General features: G+C 70.8%; 23 protein-coding genes. 20 read left to right on the forward strand and 3 right to left on the reverse strand.

Annotation, left to right across the window (positions count from 1 at the left end; genetic code table 11):
• Positions 1 to 147 precede the first annotated feature (147 nt).
• On the forward strand, positions 148 to 861 hold the full coding sequence (locus CG719_RS08315; RefSeq protein ID WP_100567862.1) for an MBL fold metallo-hydrolase: 714 nt from the start codon (positions 148 to 150) through the stop codon (positions 859 to 861).
• A gap of 13 nt (positions 862 to 874) precedes the next feature.
• A complete protein-coding gene (gene hisS, locus CG719_RS08320) occupies positions 875 to 2137 on the forward strand; it encodes a histidine--tRNA ligase (RefSeq protein ID WP_100567863.1) in 1263 nt (420 codons plus the stop codon).
• Positions 2138 to 2208: 71 nt separating this feature from the next.
• On the opposite strand, the gene CG719_RS08325 is transcribed toward hisS, so the two are convergent.
• Together CG719_RS08325 and CG719_RS08330 are read right to left on the reverse strand one after the other, a co-directional pair.
• Positions 2209 to 3054, reverse strand: a complete 846-nt coding sequence (locus tag CG719_RS08325) for an ABC transporter permease (RefSeq protein WP_100567864.1) — start codon at positions 3052 to 3054, stop codon at positions 2209 to 2211.
• On the reverse strand, positions 3051 to 3911 hold the full coding sequence (locus tag CG719_RS08330; RefSeq protein ID WP_100567865.1) for an ABC transporter ATP-binding protein: 861 nt from the start codon (positions 3909 to 3911) through the stop codon (positions 3051 to 3053). The genes CG719_RS08325 and CG719_RS08330 overlap by 4 nt, the downstream gene beginning before the upstream one ends.
• 143 nt (positions 3912 to 4054) lie before the next feature.
• On the opposite strand from CG719_RS08330, the gene CG719_RS08335 reads away from it, so the two are divergent.
• From CG719_RS08335 to nusB, 16 genes are all read left to right on the forward strand, one after another.
• Positions 4055 to 4711 carry a vitamin K epoxide reductase family protein gene (locus CG719_RS08335; RefSeq protein WP_100567866.1) on the forward strand — a complete coding sequence of 219 codons (657 nt, stop codon included), beginning with the start codon at positions 4055 to 4057 and terminating at the stop codon, positions 4709 to 4711.
• Between the two features lie 60 nt (positions 4712 to 4771).
• Entirely contained in the window at positions 4772 to 6127 is a 1356-nt protein-coding gene (locus CG719_RS08340) for a replication-associated recombination protein A (RefSeq protein WP_100567867.1), read from the forward strand.
• A gap of 345 nt (positions 6128 to 6472) precedes the next feature.
• Entirely contained in the window at positions 6473 to 7087 is a 615-nt protein-coding gene (gene rpsD, locus CG719_RS08345; RefSeq protein ID WP_100567868.1) for a 30S ribosomal protein S4, read from the forward strand.
• 186 nt (positions 7088 to 7273) lie between these two features.
• A complete protein-coding gene (locus CG719_RS08350; protein ID WP_100567869.1) occupies positions 7274 to 7723 on the forward strand; it encodes a DUF948 domain-containing protein in 450 nt (149 codons plus the stop codon).
• A gap of 9 nt (positions 7724 to 7732) precedes the next feature.
• Positions 7733 to 8107 carry a hypothetical protein gene (locus CG719_RS08355; RefSeq protein WP_100567870.1) on the forward strand — a complete coding sequence of 125 codons (375 nt, stop codon included), beginning with the start codon at positions 7733 to 7735 and terminating at the stop codon, positions 8105 to 8107.
• Positions 8107 to 10779: an alanine--tRNA ligase gene (gene alaS / locus CG719_RS08360; RefSeq protein WP_100567871.1), complete on the forward strand. Its 2673-nt coding sequence runs from the start codon at positions 8107 to 8109 to the stop codon at positions 10777 to 10779. The genes CG719_RS08355 and alaS overlap by 1 nt, the downstream gene beginning before the upstream one ends.
• Positions 10779 to 11243, forward strand: a complete 465-nt coding sequence (gene ruvX / locus CG719_RS08365; protein WP_100567872.1) for a Holliday junction resolvase RuvX — start codon at positions 10779 to 10781, stop codon at positions 11241 to 11243. Before alaS ends, ruvX begins: the two co-directional genes overlap by 1 nt.
• A 122-nt stretch (positions 11244 to 11365) precedes the next feature.
• On the forward strand, positions 11366 to 13183 hold the full coding sequence (mltG, locus tag CG719_RS08375) for an endolytic transglycosylase MltG (RefSeq protein ID WP_100567873.1): 1818 nt from the start codon (positions 11366 to 11368) through the stop codon (positions 13181 to 13183).
• Positions 13164 to 14003 carry a shikimate dehydrogenase gene (locus tag CG719_RS08380; protein WP_100567874.1) on the forward strand — a complete coding sequence of 280 codons (840 nt, stop codon included), beginning with the start codon at positions 13164 to 13166 and terminating at the stop codon, positions 14001 to 14003. The genes mltG and CG719_RS08380 overlap by 20 nt, the downstream gene beginning before the upstream one ends.
• A gap of 216 nt (positions 14004 to 14219) precedes the next feature.
• On the forward strand, positions 14220 to 15404 hold the full coding sequence (aroC, locus tag CG719_RS08385; RefSeq protein WP_100567875.1) for a chorismate synthase: 1185 nt from the start codon (positions 14220 to 14222) through the stop codon (positions 15402 to 15404).
• Complete coding sequence (locus tag CG719_RS08390; protein ID WP_100567876.1) at positions 15401 to 15919, forward strand: shikimate kinase; 519 nt, start codon at positions 15401 to 15403, stop codon at positions 15917 to 15919. Before aroC ends, CG719_RS08390 begins: the two co-directional genes overlap by 4 nt.
• Positions 15916 to 17007, forward strand: coding sequence for a 3-dehydroquinate synthase (gene aroB, locus CG719_RS08395; RefSeq protein WP_100567877.1), 1092 nt, complete (start codon positions 15916 to 15918; stop codon positions 17005 to 17007). Before CG719_RS08390 ends, aroB begins: the two co-directional genes overlap by 4 nt.
• Before the next feature lie 625 nt (positions 17008 to 17632).
• Positions 17633 to 18439, forward strand: a complete 807-nt coding sequence (locus CG719_RS08400) for an AAA family ATPase (protein ID WP_234375492.1) — start codon at positions 17633 to 17635, stop codon at positions 18437 to 18439.
• 138 nt (positions 18440 to 18577) lie between these two features.
• Positions 18578 to 19687, forward strand: coding sequence for an aminopeptidase P family protein (locus CG719_RS08405; RefSeq protein ID WP_100567878.1), 1110 nt, complete (start codon positions 18578 to 18580; stop codon positions 19685 to 19687).
• Positions 19688 to 19743: 56 nt separating this feature from the next.
• Entirely contained in the window at positions 19744 to 20310 is a 567-nt protein-coding gene (efp, locus tag CG719_RS08410; RefSeq protein ID WP_100567879.1) for an elongation factor P, read from the forward strand.
• 2 nt (positions 20311 to 20312) lie between these two features.
• The gene (nusB, locus tag CG719_RS08415) at positions 20313 to 20747 is read left to right on the forward strand and encodes a transcription antitermination factor NusB (RefSeq protein WP_100567880.1); all 435 of its coding nucleotides are present in this window, start codon (positions 20313 to 20315) and stop codon (positions 20745 to 20747) included.
• 231 nt (positions 20748 to 20978) lie between these two features.
• On the opposite strand, the gene bldD is transcribed toward nusB, so the two are convergent.
• Positions 20979 to 21482, reverse strand: coding sequence for a transcriptional regulator BldD (gene bldD, locus CG719_RS08420; protein ID WP_004990661.1), 504 nt, complete (start codon positions 21480 to 21482; stop codon positions 20979 to 20981).
• Between the two features lie 253 nt (positions 21483 to 21735).
• On the opposite strand from bldD, the gene pyrR reads away from it, so the two are divergent.
• On the forward strand, positions 21736 to 22320 hold the full coding sequence (pyrR, locus tag CG719_RS08425) for a bifunctional pyr operon transcriptional regulator/uracil phosphoribosyltransferase PyrR (RefSeq protein ID WP_100567881.1): 585 nt from the start codon (positions 21736 to 21738) through the stop codon (positions 22318 to 22320).
• A 100-nt stretch (positions 22321 to 22420) separates the two neighbouring features.
• A complete protein-coding gene (locus CG719_RS08430; protein WP_100567882.1) occupies positions 22421 to 23449 on the forward strand; it encodes an aspartate carbamoyltransferase catalytic subunit in 1029 nt (342 codons plus the stop codon).

Here is a 23449-nt window from a genome sequence, read left to right on the forward strand (position 1 = left end):
CTCGTGTGTTCACCGGTACGGGTGCGTCGTCCGAGGCGGGCACCCGCGTGTGACCCGTACCGTATATGGGTTCGCTGAGGATCCGGCAGCGCCGGTAGGCTCTGACAACAGCTTCAGCCGCCCGTATCGACACAACGAAGGACGATCGTGCTCATTGCCGGGTTCCCCGCCGGGGCCTGGGGGACGAACTGTTATCTCGTCGCCCCCGCCGCCGGTGAGGAGTGCGTGATCATCGACCCCGGCCACCAGGCCGCCCAAGGCGTCGAGGAAGCGATCAGGAAGCATCGGCTCAAGCCCGTCGCCGTCGTCCTCACCCACGGCCACATCGACCATGTGGCCTCGGTCGTCCCGGTGTGCGGCGCGCACGACGTCCCGGCCTGGATCCATCCGGCCGACCGGTTCATGATGAGCGACCCCGAGAAGGCGCTCGGCCGTTCCATCGGCATGCCGCTGATGGGCGAGCTGACCGTGGGGGAGCCGGACGACGTCCGGGAGCTGGCCGACGGCGCCGAACTGGAGCTGGCCGGCCTGGAGTTCTCCGTCGCGCACGCGCCCGGCCATACCAAGGGGTCGGTGACCTTCCGGATGCCCGAGGCCGCGGACATCCCGCCGGTCTTCTTCTCCGGGGATCTGCTGTTCGCCGGCTCCATCGGACGCACCGACCTGCCCGGCGGTGACATGGCCGAGATGCTCGATTCGCTGGCCCGCGTGTGCCTGCCGCTCGACGACTCGACCGTGGTGCTGTCCGGCCACGGCCCCCAGACGACCATCGGCCGAGAGCGTGCCACCAACTCCTATCTGCGGCAGGTGGCCGCCGGCCCGGGAGCGGACCTGGACGACGCTCCCCGACGAGGAATGTGACGAGAGACCTCCCGTGAGCACCTTCAAGGCCCCCAAGGGCACGTACGACCTGATCCCGCCGGACTCCGCGAAGTTCCTGGCGGTCCGCGAGGCGATCGCCGCCCCGTTGCGCGACTCCGGCTACGGCTACATCGAGACCCCCGGCTTCGAGAACGTGGAGCTGTTCGCGCGCGGGGTCGGCGAGTCCACAGACATCGTGACCAAGGAGATGTACACGCTGCAGACCAAGGGCGGCGACAAGCTGGCCCTGCGCCCTGAGGGCACTGCCTCCGTGCTGCGCGCGGCCCTTGAGGCCAACCTGCACAAGGCCGGCAACCTGCCGGTCAAGCTGTGGTACTCCGGCTCCTACTACCGCTACGAGCGTCCCCAGAAGGGCCGTTACCGCCACTTCTCGCAGGTCGGCGCCGAGGCGATCGGCGCGGAGGACCCGTTCCTGGACGCCGAACTGATCATCCTGGCGGACCAGGCGTACCGCTCGCTGGGCCTGCGCGAGTTCCGCATCCTGCTCAACAGCCTCGGAGACAAGGAGTGCCGTCCGGTCTACCGGGCCGCGCTCCAGGAGTTCCTGCGAGGACTGGACCTGGACGAGGACACCCGCGCCCGGATCGACATCAACCCGCTGCGCGTCCTGGACGACAAGCGGGAGTCGGTCCAGAAGCAGCTCACCGGCGTCCCGCTGCTGCGCGACTACCTGTGCGACGCCTGCAAGGCGTACCACGAGGAAGTGCGGTCGCTCCTCGAGGCCCAGGGCGTCGCCTTCGAGGACGACGCCAAGCTGGTCCGCGGGCTCGACTACTACACCCGCACCACCTTCGAGTTCGTGCACGACGGGCTCGGATCCCAGTCCGCGGTGGGCGGCGGCGGCCGGTACGACGGCCTGTCCGAGATGATCGGCGGCCCCGCCCTGCCGTCGGTGGGCTGGGCGCTGGGCGTGGACCGTACGGTCCTGGCCCTGGAGGCGGAGGGCATCGAACTCCAACTCCCGGCGGCCACCAGCGTGTTCGCGGTCCCGCTCGGCGAGGAGGCCCGCCGGGTGCTCTTCGCGAAGGTCTCCGAACTGCGCAAGGTGGGCATCGCCGCCGACTTCACCTACGGCCACAAGGGACTCAAGGCAGCCATGAAGGCGGCCAACCGGTCCGGTGCCCGTTTCGCGCTCGTCGCGGGCGAACGCGACCTCGCCGACAGCGTCGTCCAGCTCAAGGACATGGAGTCCGGCGAGCAGACGGCGATCGCGGTCAACGAGATCGTCGCGGAACTGGAAGCCCGCCTCGGCTGACGCTCTCACGCAAGGGCGCCGGTGCTCGTCCGGGCACCGGCGCCCTTTGCCGTCGCGGTCCTCTCCCGGGCTCAGCCCGCCCGCCGGTCCTTCCAGCGGAACGTCAGCAGGCACAGCACCAGTCCGCCGGCGCACCAGGCCGCGAGCACCAGGGCGATCCGCCCGAACTCCCAGCTCCCCGCCTGCTCCAGCACCCGCGCCGAGTCCGGCAGGAACACCCCGCGCAGGCCCTGGCAGAGCCACTTCAGCGGGAAGAGGGCGCCGACGTTCAGCATCCAGCCGGGGAGGGCGTCGACCAGGATGTAGACCCCGGAGATGAACTGGAGCACCAGGAAAGGCAGGACGACCACCGAACCGGCGCTCCTGGCCGATCTCGGCACCGAACTGATCGCGATGCCGAGCAGCGCGCACCCGGTCAGGCCGAGCACGAAGATCCAGGAGAAGTGGAACCACCGGGTCGCGTCCGAGGGCAGACGGACGCCGTACAGCGTGGTGCCGACGAGCAGCAGGATCGCCGTCTCCAGTACGCCGGTGAAGAGAACCAGCCAGATTTTCCCCAGGAAGTACGCCGTCGGCGGCATCGGCGTCCCGCGCAGCCGGCGCAGCACCTTCTCGTCCCGTTCGACCGCGATCGACATGCCCAGTGACTGGAAGCTGGTCGACATGATGCCCGAGGCCACCATGGACGGGACGTAGAACTGCGAGGCGGTGACGCCGGTGCCGCTGACGTCGTCACGGAAGATCGACGCGAACAGGAACAGGAACACCACCGGGAAGGCGAAGGTGAACACCACCTGCTCGCGCTGCCGGAAGAACTGCCTGATCTCCAGGGCGCCCCGGTGCAGCCCGACTCCCCATGCCCCGGGCAGGCGCGCGGCGGCCTCCCCGGCGCGGGTCCGTTCGGCGGTCGTGGTCATCGGGCGTCCTCCTGTCCGGTCAGCCGGAGATAGACGTCCTCCAGCGTGGGGCGGCTCACCCGTAGACCGGGTATCTCGCCGTCGAAGCGGCGCATCAGACCTGCGACGGTCCTGGTGGGGGTCCCGGTGTGCTCGGTGCGCGGGGTGCCGTCGGGGTCCGTCCACCCGACGGTGACGCCGGCGGCGTGCCGTTCCCGCAGCTCGTGGGAGGTGCCCTCGGCGACGATCCGGCCCCGGGCGACCACCGCCAGCCGGTCCGCGAGGGCCTCCGCCTCCTCCAGGTAGTGCGTGGTCAGCAGGATCGTCGTGCCCTCCTGGGCGAGTGTGCGGATCAGGGCCCAGAACCGGCGCCGGGCCGCCGGGTCGAAACCGGTCGTCGGCTCGTCCAGGAGCAGCAGCTCGGGGCCGCCGATCACACCGAGGGCCACGTCCAGCCGGCGGCGCTGGCCGCCCGACAGCGCCTTGATCCGGCTGCCCGCCTTCGCCTCCAGACCGACCAGGGCGATGACCTCCTCCGGGTCGCGCGGCCGCGGGTAGTACCGGGCGAAGTGCCGCACGGTCTCGCGGACCGTCAACTCGGCGGGCGCCGATTCGTCTTGCCAGACGATTCCGACACGTGAGCGCCACGCGCGCGTGGCGCTCGCCGGGTCCGCCCCCAGGACCGTCACCTCGCCCGCGTCCCGTGAGCGGTGGCCCTGGATGATCTCCACCGTCGTGCTCTTGCCCGCGCCGTTGGGCCCGAGCAGCCCCAGGACCTCGCCCTTCCTGATCGCCAGGTCCATTCCGTCGACCGCGGTGACGTCCCCGTACCGCTTGCGCAGCCCCCGTACGTCCACCGCGAGTTCGCTTACCGTCATGGTCCGATCATCGTCCGGAACCGAACGTTCGGGTACGGCCGCGCACACCTCCGTCTCGCCACCTGACGGTGTCCACACACGCACGTGCGGCACAATGGCCGTGCCCGAAGAAGGTCCAACTCACAAGTGACGGAATCGGCGTGATGAGCAAGACGACAGTCAAACACGTCTCCGCGGAGCCCGAGCCGGAGCGCGCGGTGACCGCGCCGCGGACCGTGGGCGGCAGCCGCGCCTTCGCCCTGCTGCTGGTGATCACCGGAGCGGCCGGTCTGCTCGCCGCGTGGATCATCACGATCGACAAGCAGAAGATCCTCGAGGGCAAGCTCAGCGGCAAGACCTTCACCCCGAGCTGCAGCCTCAACCCGATCGTCTCCTGCGGCAGTGTCATGGAGAGCAAGCAGGCCACCGTCTTCGGGTTCCCCAACCCGCTGCTCGGCCTGGTCGCGTACGGCATCGTCATCTGCGTCGGCATGAGCCTGCTCGGCCGCGCCACCTTCCCGCGCTGGTACTGGCTGACGTTCAACTTCGGCACGCTCTTCGGCGTCTGCTTCGTCACCTGGCTCCAGTTCCAGTCGCTGTACCGCATCAACGCGCTGTGCCTGTGGTGCTCGCTGGCCTGGGCGGCCACGATCGTCATGTTCTGGTACGTGACCTCCTTCAACATCCGCAACGGCTTCCTGCCCGCACCGCGCCCGGTGAAGAACTTCCTCACCGAGTTCACCTGGGTGCTGCCGGTCACGCACTGCGGTGTCATCGTCATGCTGATCCTGACCCGCTGGGGCAGCAGCCTCTGGGCCTGAGCCGGAGCCGGTGATACACCGTCCGGCCGAGTTGTCAGAGGTGTGCCATAGGGTTTCAGCGTGGAGCCCGACCTGTTCACCGCCGCAAGTGAAGAACGCCAGGAGAAGGACCCGGCCGCGAGTCCCCTGGCGGTACGGATGCGCCCGCGCACCCTCGACGAGGTCGTGGGCCAGCAGCACCTGCTCAAGCCCGGCTCGCCGCTGCGCCGGCTGGTCGGCGAGGGCGCGGGCGGCCCGGCGGGACCCTCCTCGGTGATCCTGTGGGGCCCGCCCGGCACCGGCAAGACCACCCTGGCGTACGTGGTCTCCAAGGCCACCAACAAGCGGTTCGTGGAGCTGTCGGCGATCACCGCGGGCGTGAAGGAGGTCCGCGCGGTCATCGACGGCGCCCGCCGCGCCTCCGGCGGGTACGGCCAGGAGACCGTCCTCTTCCTGGACGAGATCCACCGTTTCAGCAAGGCGCAGCAGGACTCCCTGCTCCCGGCGGTCGAGAACCGCTGGGTGACGCTGATCGCGGCCACCACGGAGAACCCGTACTTCTCGGTGATCTCCCCGCTGCTCTCGCGCTCGCTCCTGCTCACCCTCGAACCGCTCACCGACGACGACGTGCGCGGTCTGCTGCGCCGCGCGCTCACCGACGAGCGCGGACTGAGGTCGGCCGTCGGCCTCCCCGAGGACACCGAGAACCATCTGCTGCGCATCGCCGGCGGCGACGCCCGCCGCGCCCTGACCGCCCTGGAGGCGGCCGCCGGGGCCGCCCTCGACAAGGGCGAGAGCGAGATCGGCCTGACCACGCTCGAGGAGACCGTCGACCGGGCCGCGGTGAAGTACGACCGCGACGGCGACCAGCACTACGACGTCGCCAGCGCCCTGATCAAGTCCATCCGCGGCTCCGACGTCGACGCCGCCCTGCACTACCTGGCGCGGATGATCGAGGCCGGCGAGGACCCCCGGTTCATCGCCCGCCGCCTGATGATCTCCGCCAGTGAGGACATCGGTCTGGCCGACCCGCACGCGCTGCCCACCGCGGTCGCCGCCGCCCAGGCCGTCGCCATGATCGGCTTCCCCGAGGCCGCCCTCACCCTCAGCCACGCCACCATCGCCCTGGCCCTCGCCCCCAAGTCCAACTCGGCGACGACGGCGATCGGGGCGGCCCTCGACGACGTGCGCAAGGGACTGGCCGGAGCGGTCCCGCCCCATCTGCGGGACGGGCACTACAAGGGCGCGGCCAAGCTCGGGCACGCACAGGGGTACGTCTACCCGCACGACCTGCCCGAGGGCATCGCCGCCCAGCAGTACGCGCCGGACGCCCTGAAGGACCGCGAGTACTACGCCCCGGGCCGGCACGGCGCCGAGGCGCGGTACGCGGACGCGGTGGAGTGGACCCGCAAGCATCTGGGTCGGAAGCGGTCCTGAGCGCCCTGTAGAATGCCTCGAAGCGCTGAGTTCCGTGTCCGGAACCCCGAAAGGGGAACCGGCGCCACCAGAGCGGGACATTCAGCCGGAACTCCGCCGTTCGCAGAGCGGCGGGGATCCAGGAGCGTCGCGCACCGTCGAACGGTGTCGCGGGCAGCCCACCACCACCCGGAGCTCCGGGAACGGCCGGTGGGCCCCTCGCGTGCTGCACGTATGTGCCCAGACCAGGGGAGCGGCTGCCTTCCGGGCCCGGCAGGGTTCCGGCGGGTTTCCCCGGCTGCGGATGCGACCTCCCCTAACCCTGGTGAAGCCGTATTCGTACAGAAGACAAGAGGTGTTTGGTTCATGGCGAACCAGTCCCGCCCCAAGGTCAAGAAGTCGCGTGCCCTCGGTATCGCGCTGACCCCGAAGGCCGTCAAGTACTTCGAGGCGCGCCCCTACCCGCCGGGTGAGCACGGTCGTGGCCGCAAGCAGAACTCGGACTACAAGGTCCGTCTGCTCGAGAAGCAGCGTCTGCGCGCGCAGTACGACGTCAGCGAGCGTCAGCTCGTCCGCGCCTACGAGCGTGCCGCCAAGACGTCGATGAAGACCGGTGAAGCCCTGGTCATCGACCTCGAGAAGCGTCTTGACGCCCTGGTGCTGCGTTCGGGCATCGCCCGCACGATCTACCAGGCCCGCCAGATGGTCGTCCACGGCCACATCCAGGTCAACGGCAAGAAGGTCGACAAGCCGTCCTTCCAGGTCCGTCCCGACGACGTGGTCCAGGTCCGCGAGCGCAGCCGCGAGAAGACCCTCTTCCAGGTCTCCCGCGAGGGTGGCTTCGCCCCCGACGGCGAGACCCCCCGCTACCTCCAGGTGAACCTCAAGGCCCTGGCGTTCCGCCTGGACCGCGAGCCGAACCGCAAGGAGATCCCGGTGATCTGCGACGAGCAGCTCGTCGTCGAGTACTACGCCCGCTGATCACCGGCAGGCCGTAGCACCACAGCACCACCCGGCCCGCCGTCTCCCCGCCCTTTCGGGCGGGCGGGACGGCGGGCTCGCTCGTGCCACCGGCACACGGCCGCAAATCCGGTACGGAGCCGCACCCTCGGCGCGATAGGCTCGGTGCACGACTTTCTCGATGTACAGGCACGTTTCAGGGAGCGGGTGCGCACAGTGTCCGGTGGAGAGGTGGCCGGGATCCTGGTGGCCGTCTTCTGGGCGATCCTGGTCTCCTTCCTCGCCGTCGCACTGGCGAGGCTGGCCCAGACGCTCAAGGCGACCACCCGACTCGTGGCGGACGTGACCGACCAGGCCGTCCCGCTGCTGGCCGAGGCCTCCCAGGCGGTGCGTTCCGCGCAGACCCAGATCGACCGCGTCGACGCGATCGCCTCCGACGTCCAGGAGGTCACGTCCAACGCCTCCGCGCTGTCGACCACCGTCGCCTCCACCTTCGGCGGCCCGCTGGTCAAGGTCGCCGCCTTCGGTTACGGCGTGCGCAGGGCACTGGGCGGCCGCAAGGAGGACGCGCCCGGCAAGGCGTCGAGGCGTACCGTGATCGTGGGCCGCAGCGTCCCGGCCGCGCGGCGGGGAAAGCGGAACAACCGGGAGAAGTAAGGACTAGCGATGTTCCGCCGTACGTTCTGGTTCACCACCGGTGTCGCCGCCGGAGTGTGGGCCACCACCAAGGTCAACCGCAAACTCAAGCAGCTGACTCCCGAGAGCCTCGCCGTGACCGCGGCGACCAAGGCGGTCGAGGCCGGTCACCGGCTCAAGGACCGCGCCCTCGGCTTCGCGCTCGACGTCCGCGACAACATGGCCCAGCGGGAGGCCGAACTCGGCGAGGCACTGGGCACGAACGCCCCGGTCGACCCGGAACTGCCGCCGTCCAGGCGGTACACCGCCATCGAGAACCGCAACCACCCGAAGTACGTCGAGGGCCCGGCGTCCTCGGAACACCCGCACACGACGTACTCGTACAACCGGAATGAGGACCACTGATGGAGTCGGCTGAGATCCGCCGCCGCTGGCTGAGCTTCTTCGAGGAGCGCGGGCACACCGTCGTGCCTTCGGCGTCGCTCATCGCGGACGACCCGACTCTGCTCCTCGTGCCGGCCGGCATGGTGCCCTTCAAGCCCTACTTCCTCGGCGAGGTCAAGCCGCCCTTCCCGCGCGCCACCAGCGTGCAGAAGTGCGTGCGCACCCCCGACATCGAAGAGGTCGGCAAGACCACCCGGCACGGCACCTTCTTCCAGATGTGCGGCAACTTCTCCTTCGGCGACTACTTCAAGGAAGGCGCCGTCAAGCTCGCCTGGGAGTTGCTCACCGCGCCCCAGGACAAGGGCGGTTACGGCCTGGAGCCGGAGAAGCTCTGGATCACCGTCTACCAGGACGACGACGAGGCCGAGCGGATCTGGCACGAGGTCGTCGGCGTGCCCAAGGAGCGCATCCAGCGCCTGGGCAAGAAGGACAACTTCTGGTCCATGGGCGTGCCCGGCCCGTGCGGCCCCTGCTCCGAGATCAACTACGACCGCGGTCCCGAGTTCGGCGTCGAGGGCGGCCCCGCCGTCAACGACGAGCGGTACGTGGAGATCTGGAACCTCGTCTTCATGCAGTACGAGCGCGGCGAGGGCACCGGCAAGGACAACTTCGAGATCCTCGGAGACCTGCCGAGCAAGAACATCGACACGGGGCTCGGCCTGGAGCGGCTCGCCATGATTCTGCAGGGTGTGCAGAACATGTACGAGATCGACACGTCCATGGCCGTCATCGACAAGGCCACCGAGCTCACCGGTGTCGCCTACGGCGACGCCCACGACTCCGACGTGTCGCTGCGCGTGGTCACCGACCACATGCGCACCGCCGCGATGCTCATCGGTGACGGCGTCACCCCCGGCAACGAGGGCCGCGGCTACGTGCTGCGCCGCATCATGCGCCGCGCCATCCGCAACATGCGCCTGCTCGGCGCCACCGGTCCGGTCGTCAAGGACCTGATCGACGTGGTGATCGGCATGATGGGGCAGCAGTACCCGGAGCTGGTCACCGACCGCGAGCGGATCGAGAAGGTCGCCCTCGCCGAGGAGGCCGCCTTCCTCAAGACGCTGAAGGCCGGCACCAACATCCTGGACACCGCCGTCACCGAGACCAAGCAGGCCGGTGGCAAGGTCCTCTCCGGCGACAAGGCCTTCCTGCTCCACGACACCTGGGGCTTCCCGATCGACCTCACCCTGGAGATGGCCGGCGAACAGGGCCTTTCCGTGGACGAGGACGGCTTCCGCCGCCTGATGAAGGAGCAGCGGGAGCGCGCCAAGGCCGACGCCCGGGCCAAGAAGACCGGCCACGCCGACCTCGGCGCCTACCGGGAGATCGCCGACTCCGCCGGCGAGACCGACTTCATCGGCTACAGCGACACCGAGGGCGAGTCCACGATCGTCGGCATCCTCGTCGACGGCACCTCCTCCCCGGCCGCCACCGAGGGCGACGAGGTCGAGATCGTCCTCGACCGCACCCCCTTCTACGCCGAGGGCGGCGGCCAGATCGGCGACACCGGCCGCATCAAGGTGGACTCCGGCGCCGTCATCGAGGTCCGCGACTGTCAGAAGCCGGTCCCGGGTGTGTACGTCCACAAGGGCGTCGTCCAGGTCGGCGAGGTCACCGTCGGCGCCAGGGCCCACGCCTCGATCGACTCGCGCCGCCGCAAGGCCATCGCCCGCGCCCACTCCGCCACGCACCTGACCCACCAGGCGCTGCGCGACGCCCTCGGCCCGACGGCCGCCCAGGCCGGCTCCGAGAACCAGCCCGGCCGGTTCCGCTTCGACTTCGGCTCCCCGTCCGCCGTGCCGACGGCGGTGATGACCGACGTCGAGCAGAAGATCAACGAGGTGCTCGCCCGCGACCTGGACGTGCACGCCGAGGTCATGGGCATCGACGACGCCAAGAAGCAGGGCGCCATCGCCGAGTTCGGCGAGAAGTACGGCGAGCGCGTGCGCGTGGTGACCATCGGCGACTTCTCCAAGGAGCTGTGCGGCGGCACGCACGTGCACAACACCGCCCAGCTCGGCCTGGTGAAGCTGCTCGGCGAGTCGTCGATCGGCTCCGGTGTGCGCCGTATCGAGGCCCTGGTCGGAGTGGACGCCTACAACTTCCTGGCCCGTGAGCACACGGTCGTCGCCCAGCTCCAGGAGCTGGTCAAGGGCCGCCCCGAGGAGCTGCCGGAGAAGATCTCCGCCATGCTCGGCAAGCTGAAGGACGCCGAGAAGGAGATCGAGAAGTTCCGCGCCGAGAAGGTGCTCCAGGCCGCCGCCGGTCTCGCCGAGTCCGCCAAGGACGTCCGCGGTGTGGCCGTCGTCACGGGGCAGGTCCCGGACGGCACCACGCCGGACGACCTGCGCAAGCTCGTGCTCGACGTGCGCGGCCGGATCCAGGGCGGCCGGGCCGCCGTGGTCGCCCTGTTCACCGTGAACAACGGCAAGCCGCTCACGGTGATCGCCACCAACGAGGCCGCCCGCGAGCGCGGTCTGAAGGCCGGTGACCTGGTCCGCACGGCCGCCAAGACCCTTGGCGGCGGCGGTGGCGGCAAGCCGGACGTCGCCCAGGGCGGCGGGCAGAACCCGGCCGCCGTCGGTGAGGCCGTGGACGCCGTGGAGCGGCTCGTGGCGGAAACGGCCAAGTGATGCGAAGAGGACGTCGGCTCGCGATCGACGTCGGGGACGCCCGGATCGGGGTCGCCTCGTGCGACCCCGACGGGATCCTCGCCACCCCGGTGGAGACGGTTCCCGGCCGTGACGTTCCCGCGGCCCACCGTCGGCTCCGGCAGCTCGTCGAGGAGTACGAGCCGATCGAGGTCGTCGTCGGACTCCCGCGTTCCCTCAAGGGGGGCGAGGGTCCGGCCGCGGTCAAGGTCCGCGCCTTCGCCGGCGAGCTGGCCAAGGGCATCGCCCCGGTGCCGGTCCGCCTGGTGGACGAGCGGATGACCACGGTGACGGCGAGTCAGGGGCTGCGGGCCTCGGGGGTGAAGTCCAAGAAGGGACGCTCCGTGATCGACCAGGCCGCGGCCGTCATCATCCTGCAGCAGGCCCTCGAATCCGAACGGGTGTCAGGGAAAGCACCTGGCGAGGGCGTCGAAGTGGTCATCTGATCGCGATACGGTAACGTTCCGCGCGATGCGCCTGTGTTCGAACAGACGACGCACAGAAAGAGGCGGAACGGAAGCCGGGGCACACGGCCGTGTGACCGCCGCCTCGCGGCTCTAGGGGATCGATGACTGAGTATGGCCGGGACCCAGGTCCCGAACCGTGGCATCCGGAGGACCCGTTGTACGGGGACGGCGGATGGGGAGGACAGCAGGCCCAGGCGGGCCCGCAGTCCCCCTACGGCGGTGGGCCGCAGCACCACCCGCAGCAGTCGCAGCAGGGGCAGCAGGCGCAGTACGGAGACTGGGGCCAGGGTCAGCAGGGCGGCTACGGCGGCCAGTACCAGCAGCAGCCCTACGGTGATCAGGGTCACCAGCAGGGCCAGCAGCACTACGACCCGCAGGGTCAGCAGCAGTACGGTCAGCAGGGTCAGCAGCAGTACGGTCAGCAAGGTCAGCAGGGCCAGCAGCAGTACGACCAGCAGTACGCGGGGCACCTTCAGCAGCAGGGCCACGACCAGGGCGGCTGGGACGGCGCCGGCGGACAGCAGCAGCCCGCCTACCCCGCCGACCCGGCAGACCCGTACGGCCAGCAGGCCGCGGCCTACGGCGCTGAGCAGCCGGATCTCTACGGCACTCCCGAGGCCTACCCGCCGCCGGAGCCGCCGAGCCGCCGGCGCGCCGAGCCGGAGCCGCGGCCGGACTGGGACCCGGATCCCGAACCCGAGCAGGACGATCACGCGTTCTTCGCGGGCGGCGGTGGCGACGACGAGGAGGACGCCGACGCCGACAGCGACGATCCGAAGGAAGGCCGGGGGCGCGGCGACCGCAAGGGCCGCGGAGGCAAAGGCAAGGGCAAGTCAAAGAAACGTCGCAGCGGCTGTGCCTGCATGGTCGTCGTCCTGGTGTTCGGCGGAGGCACGGCAGGAGTCGCCTACTACGGCTACCAGTTCTACCAAAATCGTTTCGGCGCCGCGCCGGACTACGCCGGCGACGGGGTCAACGAGACGGTCACCGTCGAGATCCCCAAGGGCGCGGGCGGCTACGACATCGGCCGGGTGCTGAAGACGGCGGGCGTGGTCAAGAGCGTCGACGCCTTCGTGGCGGCGCAGGCGCAGAACCCCAATGGCAGGACGATCCAGGACGGCATCTACACCCTGCGCAAGCAGATGTCGGCCGCCAGCGCGGTCGAACTGATGCTCAGCCCGAAGAGCCGCAGCAACCTGGTCCTCGCGGAGGGCCTGCGCAACGCGGCGGTCTACACGCTGATCGACAAGCGCCTGGAACTGCCGGAGGGCACCACGGCCGGCGTCGCGAAGAAGGAGTACAAGAAGCTCGGTCTGCCCTCCTGGGCGCTGGACCGCCCCAACCTGAAGGACCCGCTGGAAGGGTTCCTCTACCCCTCCAGCTACGCCGTCGCCAAGGGGCAGAAGCCCGAGGCCGTCCTGAAGGAGATGGTGACGCGGGCCAACGGGAAGTACAACGAGCTCGGTCTGGAGAAGAAGGCCAAGGGCCTGGACCTCGAAGGGCCCTGGCAACTGCTCACCGTGGCGAGCCTGGTCCAGGCCGAGGGCAAGACGCACGACGACTTCCGCAAGATGTCGGAAGTGATCTACAACCGTCTGAAGCCGACCAACACCGAGACCAACCGGTTGCTGCAGTTCGACTCGACCTTCAATTACCTGAAGGGCCAGAGCAACATCCACATCAGCGAGAAGGAGATCAACAGCAACCACGACCTTTACAACACGTACACCCGCACGGGCCTGCCGCCCGGACCGATCGGAAACCCCGGCGACGAGGCGCTGAGCGCGGCATTGAATCCGACCGACGACGGCTGGATCTATTTCGTGGCGACCGACGGTGCGCACAAGACCGAGTTCGCCAAGACGTACGCCGAATTCCTCAAGCTCAAGGACAAGTTCGATGCCACCAAGGGCAACTGACGCCCGTCGGGCGGCTGTGCTCGGTTCGCCGATCGCCCACTCGCTCTCCCCGGTGCTGCACCGGGCGGCGTACGCGGAGCTGGGGCTCGCGAACTGGTCGTACGAACGGTTCGAGATCGACGAAGCGGGTCTGCCCTCGTTCTTCGAGGGTCTGGGACCCGAGTGGGCCGGGCTGTCGCTGACCATGCCGCTGAAGCGGGCGGTCATCCCGCTGCTCGACGGGATCAGCGACACCGCCGCCTCCGTCGAGGCGGTCAACACGGTCGTGTTCACCGAGGACGGCCGCCGGGTCGGGGACAACACCGACGTGCCGGGCATGGTCGCCGCCCTGCGCGAGCACGGCATCGAGCAGGTCGGCTCGGCGGCGATCCTCGGCGCCGGCGCCACCGCCTCCTCCGCGCTGGCCGCGCTCGCCCGCGTCTGCACCGGCGAGGTCGTCGCCTACGTCCGCAGCGAGGCCCGCGCGGCCGAGATGCGGCAGTGGGGCGAGCGGCTGGACGTCGAGGTCCGCACGGCGGACTGGGCGGACGCCGAACAGGCCCTGACCGCGCCGCTGGTGATCGCCACCACCCCGGCCGGGACGACGGACGCGCTCGCCGGCTCCGTACCCGAGCGTCCCGCCACCCTCTTCGACGTCCTCTACGACCCCTGGCCCACGCCGCTGGCGGCCCGCTGGTCCATGGCCGGTGGCGCCGTCGTCAGCGGTCTCGACCTGCTGGTGCACCAGGCGGTCCTCCAGGTCGAGCAGATGACGGGCCGCGCCCCGGCCCCCCTGCACGCCATGCGCGAAGCGGGCGAGAAGGCCCTCGCGGCCCGCTGACCAGGGCTTGTCCGTCCCGATCCGGGAAGCCGGACCGCCGTGCGTTCGCGGTGGACCGACGGGGGGCACCGGGGGTGGCGTGTGTCCGCCCGGAGTCCGACTGCTGGACCGGCGACCGGGACAGGTACCCGGACGTGGGAGGATCGGAGGTGGCGGGCCAGGGCCGCGCACCCGGTCGCGTCGTCGCAGTTCCAGGCGCGAGCATGAGGAGCACCGTTGAGCAGGTTGCGCTGGCTGACCGCGGGGGAGTCCCACGGACCCGCACTTGTCGCCACGCTGGAGGGCCTTCCCGCCGGCGTGCCCGTCACCACGGAGATGGTGGCGGACCACCTCGCACGGCGGCGCCTGGGCTATGGGCGCGGCGCCCGGATGAAGTTCGAGCGCGACGAGGTCACCTTCCTCGGCGGCGTCCGGCACGGCCTCACCCTGGGCTCGCCGCTGGCGATCATGGTGGGCAACACCGAGTGGCCCAAGTGGGAGAAGGTCATGGCCGCCGACCCGGTGGATCCGGCGGAGCTGGCCGAGGTGGCGCGCAACGCGCCGCTGACCCGGCCCCGGCCCGGACACGCCGACCTGGCGGGCATGCAGAAGTACGGCTTCGACGAGGCCCGGCCGGTGCTGGAGCGGGCCTCCGCCCGTGAGACCGCGGCCCGTGTGGCGCTGGGCGCCGTGGCCCGGTCGTACCTGAAGGAGACGGCCGGCATCGAGATCGTCAGCCATGTCGTCGAGCTGGCCGCGGCCAAGGCGCCCTACGGCGTGTACCCGACCCCGGCGGACGTGGAGAAGCTGGACGCGGACCCGGTGCGCTGCCTGGACGCCGACGCCTCCAAGGCGATGGTCGCGGAGATCGACCAGGCCCACAAGGACGGCGACACCCTCGGCGGCGTGGTGGAGGTGCTGGCGTACGGCGTGCCGGTGGGCCTCGGCTCGCACGTGCACTGGGACCGGCGGCTGGACGCCCGGCTCGCGGCCGCGCTCATGGGCATCCAGGCGATCAAGGGCGTCGAGGTCGGCGACGGCTTCGACCTGGCGCGGGTGCCCGGCTCCAAGGCGCACGACGAGATCGTCACCACCGACGAGGGCATCCGGCGTGCCACGGGCCGCTCCGGCGGCACCGAGGGCGGGCTGACCACGGGCGAGCTGCTGCGGGTGCGCGCCGCGATGAAGCCGATCGCGACCGTGCCGCGGGCCCTGCGGACCGTGGACGTGGCCACCGGTGAGGCCGCGCAGGCCCACCACCAGCGCTCCGACGTGTGCGCGGTGCCGGCCGCCGGCATCGTGGCCGAGGCCATGGTGGCCCTCGTCCTCGCCGACGCCGTCGCGGAGAAGTTCGGTGGCGACAGTGTGCCGGAGACCCGCCGGAACGTGCGGTCCTACCTCGAGAACCTGGCGATCCGGTGAGCGCCGGACCGGTCGTCGTCCTGGTCGGGCCCATGGGCGTCGGCAAGTCCACCGTCGGGCGGATGCTGGCCGACCGCCTCGGGCTCGCCTACCGGGACGTCGACGACGACATCGTCGCGGAGCAGGGCCGCAGCATCGCCGAGATCTTCGTCGACGAGGGCGAGCCGTTCTTCCGCGCCGCGGAGAAGGAGGCGGTGCGCCGGGCGCTCGCCGAGCACGACGGCGTACTGGCCCTCGGCGGTGGCGCGATCCTGGATCCGGACACGCGGGCGCTGATCTCCGCGCTGCCGGTCCTGTACCTGTCGATGGACGTCGAGGAGGCCGTCCGGCGCACCGGCCTGAACGTGGCCCGCCCGCTGCTCGCCGTGAACCCGCGCAAGCAGTGGCGCGAGCTGATGGAGGCCCGGCGGCACCTGTACGAGGAGGTGGCCGCCGCGGTCGTGCCGACCGATGGGCGCAGCCCCGAAGAGGTCACCCAAGCCGCCCTGGACGCACTGGAGTTGAAGGAAGCATGAGCGAGTCGGTCACGCGGATCCATATCGCCGGCACGGCCGGCACCGAGGCGTACGACGTGCTGGTAGGCCGTCAGCTCCTCGGCGAACTCACCGGTCTGGTCGGTGAGAAGGCCAAGCGGGTCGCCGTGATCCACCCCGAGGCGCTCGCCGAGACCGGGGACGCGCTCCGTGCCGACCTGGCCGAGCAGGGCTACGAGGCCGTCGCCATCCAGGTGCCGAACGCGGAGGAGGCCAAGACCGCGGAGGTCGCCGCCTACTGCTGGAAGGCGCTGGGCCAGTGCGGGTTCACCCGCACCGACGTCATCGTGGGCGTGGGCGGCGGCGCCTCCACCGACCTGGCCGGATTCGTGGCCGCGACCTGGCTGCGCGGGGTGCGCTGGATCGCCGTCCCGACCACCGTGCTGGCCATGGTGGACGCGGCCGTCGGCGGCAAGACCGGCATCAACACCGCCGAGGGCAAGAACCTCGTGGGCGCCTTCCACCCGCCCGCGGGCGTGCTGTGCGACCTGGCGGCGCTGGACTCCCTCCCGGTCAACGACTACGTCTCCGGGCTCGCGGAGGTCATCAAGGCCGGCTTCATCGCCGACCCGGTGATCCTGGACCTGATCGAGTCCGACCCCGAGGCCGCCCGGACCCCGGCCGGCCCGCACACCGCCGAACTCATCGAGCGGTCCATCAGGGTCAAGGCGGACGTCGTCTCCGCCGACCTGAAGGAGTCGGGCCTGCGGGAGATCCTCAACTACGGCCACACGCTGGGCCACGCGATCGAGAAGAACGAGCGGTACAAGTGGCGGCACGGCGCGGCGGTCGCCGTCGGCATGCACTTCGCCGCCGAACTCGGGCGCCTGGCCGGGCGGTTGGACGACGCCACGGCCGACCGCCACCGCACGGTCCTCGAATCGGTGGGCCTGCCGCTGCACTACCGCTACGACCAGTGGCCCAAGCTGCTGGAGACGATGAAGGTCGACAAGAAGTCCCGCGGCGACCTGTTGCGCTTCATCGTCCTGGACGGCCTCGCCAAGCCCACCGTCCTGGAGGGCCCCGACCCGGCCGTGCTGCTCGGCGCGTACGGCGAGGTCGGACAGTAAGTACCACCGCGCCGGATCCGCCTGTCGCGACGGGCACGTCGGACCGTGCCCGGCCGTTCACCAAATGGCGGCCGGGGACGGTACCGTTCGGTAGGCGGTGGGCTCGGGCCCGCCGTCGGCGCCATTTGCCCCGTACGAGACGGAGTCGCACCGGATGCAGGACGCAGTGGGTTCACCGCTGCCGCCGCCCCACCAGCCGGGGCACGGACCGGCCGCCGGCTGGGCGCCGGCCGCGCAACACCCGGACCCGCGGCACCCGAACGCCCCCCAGGGCCCGCCCCCCGCACGGCCCCCGGGCTACCCCGGCCCCCCGAACCACCAGCCGCCGGTCCCGCCTTCCCAGAGCCGGCACCCCCAGGGCCCACCCGCATCGCCGCCGCACACACCGGTCGCGCATCCGTCGGCCCCGCATCTCCAGAACCCGCACGTTCAGGGGCCGCCCTCGACCACGCCGCCTTCTCAGAGTCAGCATCCTCAGGGTCCGCATCCGTCGGCCCCGCATGTCCAGAACCCGCGCCCGCAGGGGCCGCCCTCGACCACGCCGCCTTCTCAGAGTCAGCATCCTCAGGGTCCGCATCCGTCGGCTCCGCATGTCCAGAACCCGCGCCCGCAGGGGCCGCCCCCAGTGGCGCCGCATGTCCAGAACCCGCGCCCCCAGGGGCCGCCCCCTTCCGCGCCGCATCCTCAAGCCCCGCACACCCAGGGCCCGCCCCCATCCGTGCCGCACCCCCAGGTTCCCCGACAGCCGGCTCCCGCCGTGCCGCAGCCCGGGGCGGCACCCGTGCCCGACGGGACCGGGCATGTCCGGCTGCCGCCCGGGGGCCCCGTCGGGATGCCCAGTGCGCCGCCCGCTCAGAGTGCGCCCGATCCGTCGGCCACCACGCTGGCGGTGCTGTTGATCGGGCCGGCGGGGGCGGGCAAGACGAGCGTCGCCAAGTACTGGGCCGACCACCGCCGCGTGCCCACCGCACACATCAGCCTCGACGACGTCCGCGAGTGGGTCCGCTCCGGCTTCGCCGACCCGCAGTCGGGATGGAACGACCACTCCGAGGCCCAGTACCGGCTCGCCCGCCGCACCTGCGGCTTCGCCGCCCGCAACTTCCTCGCCAACGGCATCTCGTGCATCCTCGACGACGCCGTCTTCCCCGACCGCCCGGTGGTCGGACTCGGCGGCTGGAAGCGCCATGTCGGCCCCGGCCTGCTCCCGGTCGTGCTGCTGCCCGGCCTCGACATCGTCCTGGAGCGCAACGCCGAACGCTCCGGCAACCGCCGGCTGACCGATGAGGAAGTCGCCCGCATCCACGGCCGCATGGCCGGCTGGTACGGCTCCGGGCTCCCCATCATCGACAACTCCCAGCTCGACGTCCCGGCCACGGCGCGCGTCCTGGACGAGGTCCTGTCCCGGGCCATAGCAAGCCCCCCGAACTGGTAGGACGCGGCCGTGCCCGGCGGCCCCGGGCGGGCCGAGGCCGGGATCCGGGAGGCGCTGGGCGGGCCGCGGCCGGGATCCGGCATACCCACTCGGACCTCTCGAACGGCGATATTGAGCCATGACTCTTACGCTCGGTTCATGTCAGAGGTGTACGCGGCCCGCCGGACCCGGCTGAGGGAGCGCTGCAACGCGGGCGGCAGCGCGGCGGCGCTGGTGACTCGTCCCGCCAATGTGCGGTATCTCGCGGGGGCCGCCCCGCAGGGTGCCGTCCTGCTTCTCGGAAGGCGCGAGGACCTGCTGGTGTGCCAGAGCCCGCCGGACGACCGGCCCTACGAGGGCCGTCCCGACGAGGCACTGCGGGTGCAGGTCCTGCCCCAACCCCCCGGCGGCGACCCGGCCGTCGCCGCCGCCGACCACGCGCGGGCCCAGGGCGCCGACTCGCTCGCCGTGGAGGAGCACCACCTCACGGTGGCCCGCCACCGTGCCCTCGGCTCGGTGGCGGGCCGGCTGCGCCTGGCCGATCTGGGCTGCGCGGTCGAGCAGCTCAGAGTCGTCAAGGACGAGGAGGAGATCTCCTGTCTGAGAATCGGTGCCGAGATCGCCGACCAGGCCCTCGGCGAGCTGCTGGAGTCCATCCTGGTCGGCCGCACCGAGCGCCATCTCGCCCTGGAGCTGGAGCGGCGGCTCGTCGACCACGGCGCCGACGGACCCGCGTTCCCGACCTCCGTGGCCACTGGCCCGAACTCCGGCCGCCGCGGCCACCGGCCCACCGACCGGCGGGTCGAGGAGGGCGACTTCCTGACCGTGTGCATGGGCGCCGCCTACCGCGGCTACCGCTGCGAGATCGGCCGCACCTTCGTGATCGGCACGTCTCCCGCGGACTGGCAGATCCAGCTCTACGACCTCGTCTTCGCAGCCCAGCGCGCCGGACGGGAGGCCCTGGCCCCCGGCGCCACGTACCGCGAAGTCGACCGCGCCGCACGCCAGGTACTGGATTCGGCCGGGTTCACCGAGAGTCTTCAACCCCTCACCGGACACGGTGTCGGACTCGAAATCGACGAGGACCCGCAGCTGGCCCCCTCGGCCATGGGTAAACTGGACGCTTGCGTGCCGGTCACTGTCGAACCCGGGGTCCACCTCCCGGGCCGGGGCGGTGTCCGGATCGATGACACGCTCGTCGTACGCCCCGAGGCGGACGGCGGACCCGAGCTACTCACCATCACGACCAAGGAGCTCCTCGCGCTCTAGCCTCGCGCTGTGCGCCTGCCCCAGGGTCGTACGTCAGTCCAGGAGATTCCGCAACCGTGGCTTCCACGAACGACCTCAAGAACGGCATGGTGCTCAAGCTCGACGGCGGCCAGCTGTGGTCCGTCGTCGAGTTCCAGCACGTCAAGCCCGGCAAGGGCCCGGCCTTCGTGCGCACCAAGCTCAAGAACGTGCTCTCCGGCAAGACCGTCGACAAGACGTTCAACGCCGGCGTCAAGGTCGAAACGGCCACCGTCGACAAGCGTGACATGCAGTTCTCCTACATGGACGGCGACTACTTCGTCTTCATGGACATGGAGACCTACGACCAGCTCCACATCGACCGCAAGGCCGTCGGCGACACCGCCAACTTCCTGATCGAGGGTTTCGAGGCCACCGTCGCCCAGCACGAGGGCGAGGTGCTCTTCGTCGAGCTGCCCGCCGCCGTCGAGCTGACGATCGCCGAGACCGAGCCGGGTGTCCAGGGCGACCGCTCCACCGGTGGCACCAAGCCCGCCACCCTGGAGACCGGTCACCAGATCCAGGTCCCGCTCTTCATCACCACCGGTGAGAAGATCAAGGTCGACACCCGCACGAGCGACTACCTCGGCCGGGTGAACAGCTAACCGTGGCTGCTCGCAACACGGCCCGCAAGCGTGCCTTCCAGATCCTCTTCGAGGGCGACCAGCGCGGCGCCGACGTCCTGACGGTCCTCGCCGACTGGATCCGGCTGTCCCGGAGCGATACCCGGCAGCCTCCGGTGAGCGAGTACACGATGCAGCTCGTCGAGGGCTACGCGGAGCACGCGACCCGGATCGACGAGCTGATCGCGCAGTACGCGGTCGGCTGGACGCTGGACCGCATGCCGGTCGTCGACCGCAACATCCTGCGGCTCGGCGCGTACGAGCTGATCTGGGCCGACGAGACCCCGGACGCCGTGGTGCTGGACGAGATGGTGCAGCTGGCGAAGGAGTTCTCCACGGACGAGTCGCCCTCGTTCGTCAACGGCCTGCTCGGCCGCCTGAAGGAGCTCAAGCCCTCCCTCCGCCGCGATCAGGTGTAGAAGGAGCCGGCCCCGCAGGCCGGCGCCGCACGGACTCGCAGGGGCCCGCAGCACGACTGCTGCGGGCCCCTCGGCGTCCGCGCGTGTCCCCGGCCCCTCGACCGTCCGCGCGGCCCGCTCCGGCAGATTCGCGCCCGCCCCTTCAGGACCGCGGAAAAGCCGCCGGGGTGGCCGGAACCAGAAGGTTCCGGCCACCCCGGCGGCACGTTTCTGCTGAAATGGGCCGAGCGGTCAGCTCTCCTCGTGGGACGCCACCGCGCGACGCGCGTCCGCGTCCAGCACGCCCCAGCTGATCAGCTGTTCGGTCAGGACCGAGGGCGACTGGTCGTAGATGACGGCGAGTGTGCGCAGGTCGTCCTGGCGGATGGAGAGCACCTTGCCGTTGTAGTCACCGCGCTGCGACTGGATCGTGGCCGCGTACCGCTGGAGGGGGCCCGCCTTCTCGGCCGGCACCGTGGCCAGCCGCTCCAGGTCGAGGACCAGCTTCGGCGGGGGCTCGGCGGCGCCGCCCGGGGTGGTGCCCGGCAGCAGTTCCTGCACGGGGACCCCGTAGAAGTCCGCCAACTCGGCGAGGCGCTGCACGGTCACGGCACGGTCGCCGCGCTCGTACGAACCGACCACGACCGCCTTCCAGCGTCCCTGGCTCTTCTCCTCGACACCGTGGAGGGAAAGGCCCTGCTGGGTGCGGATCGCCCGGAGCTTGGCCCCGAGCTGTTTGGCGTATTCGCTGGACATATGGCTCCCCGGACACTGTGTCGACGCGGCTGGCCTCGCTGCCAGACCGCGCGGCTGGTAACTCACTGTGAGGTTACGCAGCGTTACTCTGCTGCGTCAAGCCGAATGGTCCGGGCCGCCGCTTCGGGGTGGCCGAGGCCGGTTGCGCCAAGGGGGTGAGTGGAGAGGTCTCCGGCACCTGGTAGCGTGTATGGCGCAATTCCGACGTCCTTTAAGGTCCGTCCCGTGAGGCGGAGAAGGAGGTCCGTTTCGTATGGACACGCACGCCGACGCGCAAGCGTCCGAAGCCCGGCCCGTTCTCGAGGGCCCCGACATCGCGCGGGTACTGACCCGCATCGCCCACGAGATCGTCGAGCGCGCCAAGGGTGCCGACGACGTGGTGCTCCTCGGCATTCCGACCCGGGGCGTCTTCCTCGCCGAGCGGCTCGCCGCCAAGCTCGAGCAGATCACCGAGCGCAAGGTCCCGCACGGCTCGCTCGACATCACCATGTACCGCGACGACCTGCGTATGCAGCCGCCGCGAGCGCTGGCCCGCACCGAGATCCCCGGTGACGGCCTCGACGGCCGCCTGGTCGTCCTCGTCGACGACGTCCTCTTCTCCGGCCGCACCATCCGCGCCGCCCTCGACGCCCTGAACGACATCGGGCGCCCGCGCGCGGTGCAGCTCGCCGTCCTCGTCGACCGCGGCCACCGCGAACTGCCGATCCGCGCCGACTACGTCGGCAAGAACCTCCCCACGTCGCTGCGGGAGACGGTCAAGGTCCTGCTCGCCGAGGAGGACGGTCGCGACACCGTGCTGCTCGGCGCCAAACCGGCCGCCCAGGGCGAACACCCGTAACACGCGCGCGTACGCATCGCCGTACGCCCCGCGCGTGTGCCCTCGCACGCGTCCGTCTGCCCCATTTCTCCCGAATGAACCGCCTTACGGAGCCTGACAGATGCAGCGTCATCTCATCTCGGCCGCCGACCTCACCCGTGACGACGCCGTCCTGATCCTCGACACCGCCGAGGAGATGGCACGAGTCGCCGACCGGCCGATCAAAAAGCTGCCGACCCTGCGCGGCCGCACCGTCGTCAACCTCTTCTTCGAGGACTCCACCCGCACCCGGATCTCCTTCGAGGCCGCGGAGAAGCGGCTGTCCGCGGACGTCATCAACTTCACCGCCAAGGGATCCTCGGTGTCCAAGGGCGAGTCCCTGAAGGACACCGCCCAGACCCTGGAGGCCATGGGCGTCGACGCCGTGGTCATCCGGCACGGCGCCTCCGGGGCCCCGTACCGGCTGGCCAACTCCGGCTGGATCGACGCCGCCGTCATCAACGCGGGCGACGGCACCCACCAGCACCCCACCCAGGCCCTGCTCGACGCCTTCACCCTGCGCCGCCGGCTGGTCGGCAGGGACGCGGGCCTCGGCCAGGACCTGTCCGGCAGGCGCGTCACCCTCGTCGGCGACGTGCTGCACAGCCGGGTGGCCCGGTCCAACGTCGACCTGCTGCACACCCTCGGCGCCGACGTCACCCTGGTCGCCCCGCCGACCCTGCTGCCGGTCGGCGTCGAGGCCTGGCCCTGCGAGGTCTCCTACGACCTCGACGCCACCCTGTCCAAGTCCGACGCGGTGATGATGCTCCGCGTGCAGCGCGAGCGGATGAACGCCGCCTTCTTCCCGACCGAGCGCGAGTACGCGCGGCGCTACGGCCTGGACGGCGAACGGATGGCGAGGATGCCCGAGCACGCCATCGTGATGCACCCCGGCCCGATGGTCCGCGGCATGGAGATCACCGCCGAGGTCGCCGACTCCGACCGCTGCACCGCCGTCGAGCAGGTCGCCAACGGCGTCTCCATCCGCATGGCCGTGCTGTACCTGCTGCTCGGCGGCATGGAATCCGCCCCCCAAGCCCGCCCGCCCGTCTCCCACCACCGCCCCTCCGACGAGCGCTCCGCGCGCACCTCTTTCGCCGAGGAGAAGTAA

It is taken from the genome of Streptomyces sp. CB01373 (assembly GCF_002803075.1).
GTDB lineage: Bacteria > Actinomycetota > Actinomycetes > Streptomycetales > Streptomycetaceae > Streptomyces.